Raw genomic sequence first — 7,923 nt, 5'->3', positions numbered from 1 at the left:
GGTAGGTTGTAGTATTGTTTAAAGAGGAGTATTGCCAGTATTGTTTTTACTGGAAATTTTTTGGATTTTGGCAGGTTCTTCAGCTTTCCTTCTGATTCGAAGTCTGCTAAAACGTCAAGAATTGCGAATGCCACGCTTTCAGGGTCTTTGAGTCTGTGATCCCATCTGGGGATCACGACAACCACCTGAAAGAATTCAGCAAAAACCCTAATAAAGGTTACTATAAACACGCCCCTCTTCGGGTAAGTGATAAAGATATCGAAGGTTCGTATCTATCCGTCTTATATTGCGATCCAATTCAATCTTTAACATCCTTATCAGACGTCTACGAACCCGTTTTTGAGAATACCACTCTTGAATCCACACCCCAATTAAAGCTACAATAGCACCAGAAAGAAGAGTGTGGAAAAAAGTTATCCAAACCATCTTGTCCATTCGTATCACCACCATACCTTAATTACTTTAGTGACCAAGTGTCGTATAAGGTCTGAATTCTTTTTTTTGTTGGTTCAATTTTAATTATTTTGCCCTCCATGTCAGGTGTCAGCTCTATTTCATAATAAGCCTGAGACATAACCTCCATTTCGTAACATTTGACTTCAATTTTAATCTTCCTTGACATAACTGGATCCACTGTAAGGATTATACGAGCGTCCTTCTTAACCTCATCTATTGGATACACTGGAATTGAAAGCGGAATAAATCCTGCACTAACCTGGAATTCATGATCCTTTAATTTCATAATATTTTCCTCTGCCTGAGAGTCTAATATTCCTTTTCCAGTTATATCAATAATAGCCGTTACATAAAAGGCAGGTTTTGAACCGATGTTTCTAAAAATTGGCTCAAAAGCAAGGTTAATGGTTGGAGAGCTTGGATCCCTTGTAATTTTGCATTTAAAGACAACATATGGTTTTGCTAGGGACTTTTTTGCAACTAATTCTAGGCTCTCGTTTAAGTCTAGCCTGTTTGTTGAGTCCCCTATCCTGACATAGGCACATCCAGACTCCCTAGAAAAATATACGACATCATCTCTTCTGCAGGCTTCAATTAAATAAACATATTTACCCTCTCCAACATCTACTTCTATAATATCATATTCCGGAGGAGTTACTGCCCGTGGAACTGAACTTATACCATCTCTAATCCAATTCCTAATTTTCTCCTTATTCAAATGATCTTTAGGTATTCCCGCGATTTCCTTCCTATCACTTACTCCAACAATTAACAAACCCTCGCCTTCGGCACTATTAAGGAATCCAACGATAGACTTGAGAATCTGTTTTTTATACTCTCTTTTTGGGGAAGTTTAACTTCTTTAAACTCAAGCCGCACCGACTCTTCGGAAGTTCTAAGGAATTCCTCCAAGTCCTGCCTGGTTATAGGGGCTTTTTTTCCAAAAAATTCTTCAATTAGACGAGTCATCTTACTCACCTCATAATACATATCAAAATTTTTTCAAAGATTATTCCTCGAAAAGATATTAAAGTTTCGTTTGTCGTGAACTTTTTCACACCAAAATTTTCGCAAAGACAACTAAAATCAATTGTTGTGAAGACGTCATTAAACTGAAAACACGTCTCACTTATACTACAACTCTTAGAAGTCAATTTTGACAATAATATCAACTAAATGTTGCATAATATTCCAAGAGGCCAATAAATACTTGACGAATTTTCCATACTATTTTTGGAAAGGAATATTTAGGGAAAGGGTGTAATCTTGAATTGTGGTGGATAATATGGTGAATCTGTACCGAAAAGGCCGGATAGCTGAGAAGAAAGTTATGGACTGGCTCAGGAGTCATGGCTTTTACAACTTACAGAGGAGCAAAGGTAGTAGGGGACCGTATGATATATATGCTCGTTCTCCGTCTGGTGTGAAAACTTATGTGCAAGTAAAAAGCGGAAGTGCTTGGATCACGAAAGAAGAAAAAGGAAGGTTAAAGGAAGTTGCTAGGAAAAGAGGGGGATTTGCGGCTTATGTCCACAAAGACAAGGGGAATAAGTTCAGAATGATTCCCCTAGGAAATTGGGCAAACAAAAAGAATAGAAAGACTTCTACAGGAATCAAGAAAAAGAACACAACCAAAAGAAAACGCAGGCATTGAATGGGGTGTCCCAAAAGGGAGGAGGGATTTGCATGAGGCTTCCCCTTCCAATACCTAGAGAACCAACCTCTGAAAGGGATTACCTTAAGAAGAACCTTGAAACTAATTACAGAGCAACTATCGCTACTATTAGACAGGGGACTTGGATTGCTAGTTACCTTTGGACAGCTCATGGGTGGCGTGACATTCTAAAACCACGTGGATTTTCGTGGCAAATGTTTATGAAAGCTGTTAGAGCGAATTCTCTGAGCTTCCTTAAATGGATACAAGGAGAAAAAACATGGGAAGAATGCATAAAAGACTTGATCAATATAATTGAGATAATGTTAAAGTATTAAAAAAGTATTAAACCCTAATTCCCAAAAGTAGACTTCCTCTCATTCCTATCGAAAAAGAGAGGTGAGTCAATGACCGAAAGAAATGTGTCTAGTGGATCTGAGGAACTTATAAGGTTTATTTGCAAGGAAGTGGAAGAAAATGAAAAATTCTTGAATAAAAATGCAAAAGATGTTTACGAAGAAGTGATTGGCTTAGGGAATGATGCTATAGATATCCTACGTATAATTATTGAGAAATTCAAAACTGGAGAAGAGGCAATTAAACACCCAATGGCTTTCTTTGCAGTGCACGTGCTCATGCCAATAAGTTATGGAATTTACGTGGATTTGCTTATTGGAAATCTTCCTGCATGCTTTATGGAGCTTAGACTAATGCACGAGACAATGGCAAAGTGTTATCTTGCAGAAAAAATGGGCCAAGATCAAGAATTTTTTGGTACAAGCTTGGAGGCTCTCGAGAAGAGATACACAAGCACAAGCAAACTAATGGAAGAGTTGGGATCAGATTTTGTTAAATTATGGGGCAAACTGTCTGAAAATTGGGCTCATCCAAGAGGGATATCAAGAGGGATATTAAAGCATATTGTAGATAGAGTTGTAGAAAGGGGCATCCCACCTTCCTGGAGCATCATACTTCCAACAACTTATACAAACGATGATCTTGATGACCTCAAAGAATTAAGGAAGCGAGTAGCTGAGTTTAGAAAGTTACTGAAGATTGTGACTTCTGAATTGTATTCCCCAACCCAAAATCCCTAAGCGACATTCAAAACTACCTTGCTTTTATTCCCTTCTGCGAGAAAATTTCGCAAAACCTATATACTCTAAAAACCAAAACCCATAAGAACGTCGGACATTGCATGACAACACCAGGGGGAGACCACCGCATGAACCTAGATATTCAAGAAAATAGAATAAACAGAATTGCAAGATTTCTCATGGAGTATTCCGATGAAAACGGGAACAAAATATACCGGGACAACCTAATAGAAGCAGTAACAACCTCCAAAAAGACATCAATAGAGATAAATTGGGCGCATCTAAGTGCCTTTGACCCGAAACTTGCTACCGAGCTCATGGACTACCCGGAAGAACTCATCTTAGCGACAGAAGACGCTATTCTAATCATTCTCCAGAAGTACTTCTTTATGAAAAACCCTCCGAGGATCCATGCCCGATTTTATGGATTGCCTGAAACACATTCTATCAGAGAAGTAGAGGTCGAACATAAAAACAAATTCATCCAAGTTGAAGGAATCATTGCAAAAGTAAGAGAACCGGGAGTATTCTCTCCAAGAACTATCTTTGTATGCAAAGATTGTGGCCATGAAATGATCAGGCTTCAAAAGCCATACCACAGGATGATAAAACCCGAGAAATGTGAGTGCTGTGGAAATAGAAATCTTGAACTTGACACTGACAAAAGCCAATTTTCAGAGTTTCAAGAAATTTGGATACAAGACCTCTCAGACAAACGAAGAAAAATAAAAGCAATCCTACTAGATGACCTAGTAGACACAGTATCAACCAAAGATCATATAACAGCAACTGGAATCCTACGTTTAGTACCAAAAGAGAAGAGATCTACACCTGTCTTTGAAAAACTCTTAGAAGTCAACCACATAGAAAGACAAACCCAACCGGAGGGACAAAAGTGACAGAGAATCAAGAACGAATAGTGGAACCACTAGCGAAATTTCATGCGAGGTTGGACAAAGAAGGGAGAATTAGATTAACGGCTAGTGAAAAAGCTCTCTAAAACTTGCTATATACTTGTACTACAAGGAAAATAATAATATAGACCTTTGCGCCATGATTATCATGGTTTTTTTAAAATATAAATACCTCTAGGAGGAACACGATGGGAGAAAAAAGCTCACATCCCGATCTAATCGAAAGGCGCCACATAATTTTACAGATAATGATAAGTGCTGTTTTCATGGCTATTGGGATAAATATTCTTTCAAGTGCTATTATTGAGTCTGTTGCCCAATCTATCTCGCTTAGAATTATCCTCTCAATGTTGTTGATATTCGTACCAGCATTGTATCTTACTAAATATTATTTAGGATGAAGTAATTATCGAGACTTTCCCCATGAGACTTTTAGTAGACAAGAATTCGGGTAGGTTTGGCCTGACAGACTATGATCCAGCATTTAGCGCTGCTGTGGTATGGGAAATATTCAAACAAGAACTTCAAAGTAAAAACAAACTTATTCCCAAATTAGACGATCCAGTCCTCCGAGACCTCATCGAATGGATTTTTATAAATTATTTACCTAAAATCTCATCTACAGAAATAAGCCCTGGAGATTTCCACATACTCTCGTATCCAATTCCTTCTCCGGAACCCCTTTCCTTTTTTACCCTGGATGAAACGTTCAAAGATAACATCTTTGTAAAGGCTATTAAAAGTGGTCGGGAGTCTAAGAGCTTTTTTAATGCTCTTTTACCACGTAATGTGAAGATAATTAGAAAAAGACAAAAAGAAAGCCACCCTGCAGAGAGCGAAATTATAATTAAAGGTAAATGGTTCACTCCACTAAATTTTCTTTCAATCACCGCAATGGTCGTTGGAATTGGTTCGGCGGCTACTCTACTCTTACAACTAATGGGATATACTCCCCAAGCTGTAGTTTTGGGAGAGGATAAAATTATCTGCGCAGAAAAGATTGTAGAAAGGGAGGAATTTAAAAAATTAGAAAAATGGATTGAAATAGAGGTTATAGTTACTGTTAAGTATAAAATGCGTGGAGGGTTATTTTTTCATCCTAAATTTAGAGAATGGTGTAATTGGGCTGAGAATGTGTGTTTACATGCGAAAAATTATTTTGATTTTAACAGGTATTTTGAGAAAAAACAAATAAGAAATAGAAAATAAACAGGTAGTAATTCTTGTAAAAAAACCTTTTATAACTTATCCACGCTCAGGAATTACAAAATCAAAGACTTCGTATTTTCCTGTAGGATAAAACTTATCCAAAAAGTCCTTCAGCACCCGATCTATCTTTTTGTTGTCTATCCTAATGTAGTTAAGCTCAAATCTACTCTTAGCCTTGTTCACAAGGTATACAAACAAGAGAACACTTCCAAAGTTGCTCTCTTTTTCCAAAAGCTCCTTAATTGATTTTCTAATTAACTTTAACTGATCAGTTTGATTTTTCAAATGAGCGAGATAGTACAAATTTGTTATGTCTATAAACAAAGCACATCTTGGAACATCGTATCTTCTTTTTGATTTTCTGTTAACAGCTCTTTTTATTTCCTGTATGATGTTTAGATCCTTGTCTGGAGAAATGTGTCTGCTTGTGCATTCAATAAATATTTCCTCCTGATTATATACTACTTTGAAGTCCGGAGGATCAGGAGTAGTGAATTGTAGGCCTTTTCTAATCAAAGAGCTTGCTACAGCAACTTCAAACCTGAATCCATAGTAATCACTGTCACTCGTGTTTATTTTCTCTCTAAACTTTTGCAATAGCGTAGGATCATAACGTTCAATATGCTGCAAATGTTTCACGAGCATTGTTAATCTCGCAAGCTCATAATCTCTAAACGAATACACTCCAGAATTATGATAATAAAATATGTCCTTTAGAGCTCTTCCTATAGGCTTTTCAAAGTCTTCTTTTGTTATGAATCTTGTATTGAGAAGTCTAGATAGCTCGACTACAATATTCCCGTAATTTAACAAGAATATCATAAGGGCTCTAAACTCATTTTCTTTCATGGTATCACATCACCTCAACGTAATTCCTTTTCTATTTGATCTGTTCGCACTCTGTTTAAATACATAAAGAACCCTAGGACTTACTATTGAGAGATCGACAACCGGCATGAGTTACCACCTTCTGTACTCTTCTGAGTCTTTTGCGAACCTACGTGAAAGCCAAAACACAAGATAACTTATCTTATTATGATCTTTCTTTTGGCATCTTTGATTACGATTTCCCTGGACCTACCCTTTCTCCTAATGTCCCCTTCCAGCACTACGACTTCCGCCCCAAGTGCTCTCAGTTTCTTAACGTAACTCTCCAAGTCAACAGTAGCTCCAACGTCCAAGATTACTGCAATGACTTCGTCGAAGTAGTCAACGTAATCTAAAACTTGTCCGACTAATCGCTGGAGCTTGCTCCTACTTTCAGCTATTTTGAGCTCAATTCCAATCCTGTCTCCAATAACTATGTCCACTTTCTGGTCTCCTACAGAAACTTGTCTTTGAACTTGGCTTCCAAGTCTCGCCCTGAGATATTGATAAAGCTGCTTTTCTAAGTCTTCCTCATCCCTAACTACTTCAGGTTCAAAGTCATAGAGAATGTCAATAATATCGACCTCATGAGATAGGGCTTCTTCTTCCTCTTCAGCTTTAAGGGACTCTTCAGTTTCTTCTTCCAGATTTATCGTTTTAATGTTATCGCTCTCTGCTCCAAAGATCATAGCCTTATACTCATCAAGTTCTTTTTGTTTCTGCTTTTTCAAAGCCATAAGAGCCTCATTTGCCTCTTCAAGCCACTTATTAAACTGATAAATGATGTGTCTAGACTTTATCTTGTACCTCTTAGCAACTTCAGAAACTTCTTCGAGAGTCATGTGAGAAGCCATGATATCAACAAGCTCTTCCTTATTTCGGATTTTGTATCTCTTCTTTTCTCCGTTCACAACAGCCGTACGATAAGTAGGGATCCCCTTTGCAACGCAAATTGCTTCAAGTTGCTTCATCTTAAGTTGAGACAAAATTTCTTTCTTAGCCTCAAATGCCTTCCTTTTCATTTCTCTTTGAAATGCTCTTTCGGCCTCAGCTATTTCCATCTTTATTTCCAAAGCCTTCGTTCTGTATTTTGCTTCTTTTGCTGCTCTGTCCATGGTTTTCTTTGTGACCTCACCAGCTTTTTTAAGAAAATCTTTGAGTCCCATCTCACATCACCAAAAGTTAAAACTAAATCAAAACCGCTCCATTTTCGTTGTTTCTACTAAATACCATAAACTTTCACCACAAAGAGAAGCCCTTCTTTTTCCGTTTCTTGGCTCTTTCAGCTCTTCTTTCCATCTTTCCAATCGGATCAATTGTTGTGGGATCTATCATTCTTCCTCCAAAAGGTGTTTTTATAGAATGGCTTTTAGAGATATGCTGCTGAAGCCCCTTATTGGTCTTAAACCACTTACCACAATAAGGACACTCAGGCATAAACCCTAGTTCCCATTAGATCGTTAGAGTTATAAGCACTTAAGTCTTTTGATTGATTGGTGGTTGTATTGAGCTTTCAGAGGAAAATCCTGATCATAAAATCCGAAATCTACCCGATAATCAGCAAACACTACCCGAAAAACACTCACAGGGAAATAATCAGCCTCTACGACCTAATAACCTTCGCAATACTAGCACACTTGCACTTTAACGGAGTTTACAAGCACGCTTACAGAGTCCTAATCGAAGAAATGAAGCTGTTCCCCAAAATCAGGTACAACAAACTAAC

The 7,923-nt window shown here is 37.6% G+C and carries 11 protein-coding genes and 1 pseudogene; 7 read left to right on the top strand and 5 right to left on the bottom strand.

Annotation, left to right across the window (positions count from 1 at the left end; translation table 11 throughout):
* Nucleotides 1–230, bottom strand: a 230-nt coding sequence (locus GBV73_RS09680; protein ID WP_152881022.1) for a hypothetical protein, incomplete at its 3' end; no start/stop codon positions are given.
* Between the two features lie 227 nt (nucleotides 231–457).
* On the bottom strand, nucleotides 458–1,279 hold the full coding sequence (locus GBV73_RS09675) for a helix-turn-helix domain-containing protein (protein WP_371717086.1): 822 nt from the start codon (nucleotides 1,277–1,279) through the stop codon (nucleotides 458–460).
* Between the two features lie 462 nt (nucleotides 1,280–1,741).
* Between GBV73_RS09675 and GBV73_RS09670 the strand changes: the two genes are divergently transcribed.
* From GBV73_RS09670 to GBV73_RS09645, 6 genes are all read left to right on the top strand, one after another.
* Entirely contained in the window at nucleotides 1,742–2,110 is a 369-nt protein-coding gene (locus tag GBV73_RS09670) for a hypothetical protein (protein WP_042702685.1), read from the top strand.
* A gap of 32 nt (nucleotides 2,111–2,142) precedes the next feature.
* Nucleotides 2,143–2,448, top strand: coding sequence for a hypothetical protein (locus GBV73_RS09665; protein WP_042702688.1), 306 nt, complete (start codon nucleotides 2,143–2,145; stop codon nucleotides 2,446–2,448).
* Between the two features lie 69 nt (nucleotides 2,449–2,517).
* Nucleotides 2,518–3,207 carry a hypothetical protein gene (locus GBV73_RS09660; protein ID WP_042702691.1) on the top strand — a complete coding sequence of 230 codons (690 nt, stop codon included), beginning with the start codon at nucleotides 2,518–2,520 and terminating at the stop codon, nucleotides 3,205–3,207.
* 128 nt (nucleotides 3,208–3,335) lie between these two features.
* Nucleotides 3,336–4,106: a minichromosome maintenance protein MCM gene (locus tag GBV73_RS09655; protein WP_042702693.1), complete on the top strand. Its 771-nt coding sequence runs from the start codon at nucleotides 3,336–3,338 to the stop codon at nucleotides 4,104–4,106.
* A 203-nt stretch (nucleotides 4,107–4,309) separates the two neighbouring features.
* Nucleotides 4,310–4,522, top strand: coding sequence for a hypothetical protein (locus GBV73_RS09650; RefSeq protein WP_152881017.1), 213 nt, complete (start codon nucleotides 4,310–4,312; stop codon nucleotides 4,520–4,522).
* Nucleotides 4,523–4,544: 22 nt separating this feature from the next.
* Nucleotides 4,545–5,330, top strand: a complete 786-nt coding sequence (locus GBV73_RS09645) for a hypothetical protein (protein WP_042702699.1) — start codon at nucleotides 4,545–4,547, stop codon at nucleotides 5,328–5,330.
* A gap of 36 nt (nucleotides 5,331–5,366) precedes the next feature.
* Here GBV73_RS09645 and GBV73_RS09640 read toward each other — a convergent pair whose 3' ends face one another.
* The 3 genes from GBV73_RS09640 to GBV73_RS11570 form a co-directional block, all read right to left on the bottom strand.
* Nucleotides 5,367–6,179: a hypothetical protein gene (locus tag GBV73_RS09640; protein ID WP_042702702.1), complete on the bottom strand. Its 813-nt coding sequence runs from the start codon at nucleotides 6,177–6,179 to the stop codon at nucleotides 5,367–5,369.
* Nucleotides 6,180–6,355: 176 nt separating this feature from the next.
* The gene (locus GBV73_RS09635) at nucleotides 6,356–7,363 is read right to left on the bottom strand and encodes a hypothetical protein (RefSeq protein WP_042702706.1); all 1,008 of its coding nucleotides are present in this window, start codon (nucleotides 7,361–7,363) and stop codon (nucleotides 6,356–6,358) included.
* Between the two features lie 73 nt (nucleotides 7,364–7,436).
* Nucleotides 7,437–7,634: a C2H2-type zinc finger protein gene (locus GBV73_RS11570; RefSeq protein ID WP_042702710.1), complete on the bottom strand. Its 198-nt coding sequence runs from the start codon at nucleotides 7,632–7,634 to the stop codon at nucleotides 7,437–7,439.
* A 59-nt stretch (nucleotides 7,635–7,693) separates the two neighbouring features.
* Here GBV73_RS11570 and GBV73_RS09625 point away from each other — a divergent pair.
* A pseudogene (locus GBV73_RS09625) lies at nucleotides 7,694–7,923 on the top strand (IS982 family transposase); the annotation flags it as partial.

Origin of the sequence: Thermococcus sp. 101 C5, from assembly GCF_009372125.1 — an archaeon.
GTDB lineage: Archaea > Methanobacteriota_B > Thermococci > Thermococcales > Thermococcaceae > Thermococcus_A > Thermococcus_A bergensis.
This window is presented reverse-complemented; position numbering and strand designations above follow the sequence as displayed.

Excerpts from the sequence above, each read along its gene's own strand:
- GBV73_RS09655 (WP_042702693.1), top strand. The coding sequence starts at position 3,336 with ATGAACCTAGATATTCAAGAAAATAGAATAAACAGAATTGCAAGATTT.
- GBV73_RS09670 (WP_042702685.1), top strand. The coding sequence starts at position 1,742 with ATGGTGAATCTGTACCGAAAAGGCCGGATAGCTGAGAAGAAAGTTATG.
- GBV73_RS09650 (WP_152881017.1), top strand. The coding sequence starts at position 4,310 with ATGGGAGAAAAAAGCTCACATCCCGATCTAATCGAAAGGCGCCACATA.
- GBV73_RS09640 (WP_042702702.1), bottom strand. The coding sequence starts at position 6,179 with ATGAAAGAAAATGAGTTTAGAGCCCTTATGATATTCTTGTTAAATTAC.
- GBV73_RS09665 (WP_042702688.1), top strand. The coding sequence starts at position 2,143 with ATGAGGCTTCCCCTTCCAATACCTAGAGAACCAACCTCTGAAAGGGAT.
- GBV73_RS09635 (WP_042702706.1), bottom strand. The coding sequence starts at position 7,363 with ATGGGACTCAAAGATTTTCTTAAAAAAGCTGGTGAGGTCACAAAGAAA.
- GBV73_RS09645 (WP_042702699.1), top strand. The coding sequence starts at position 4,545 with ATGAGACTTTTAGTAGACAAGAATTCGGGTAGGTTTGGCCTGACAGAC.
- GBV73_RS11570 (WP_042702710.1), bottom strand. The coding sequence starts at position 7,634 with ATGCCTGAGTGTCCTTATTGTGGTAAGTGGTTTAAGACCAATAAGGGG.
- GBV73_RS09660 (WP_042702691.1), top strand. The coding sequence starts at position 2,518 with ATGACCGAAAGAAATGTGTCTAGTGGATCTGAGGAACTTATAAGGTTT.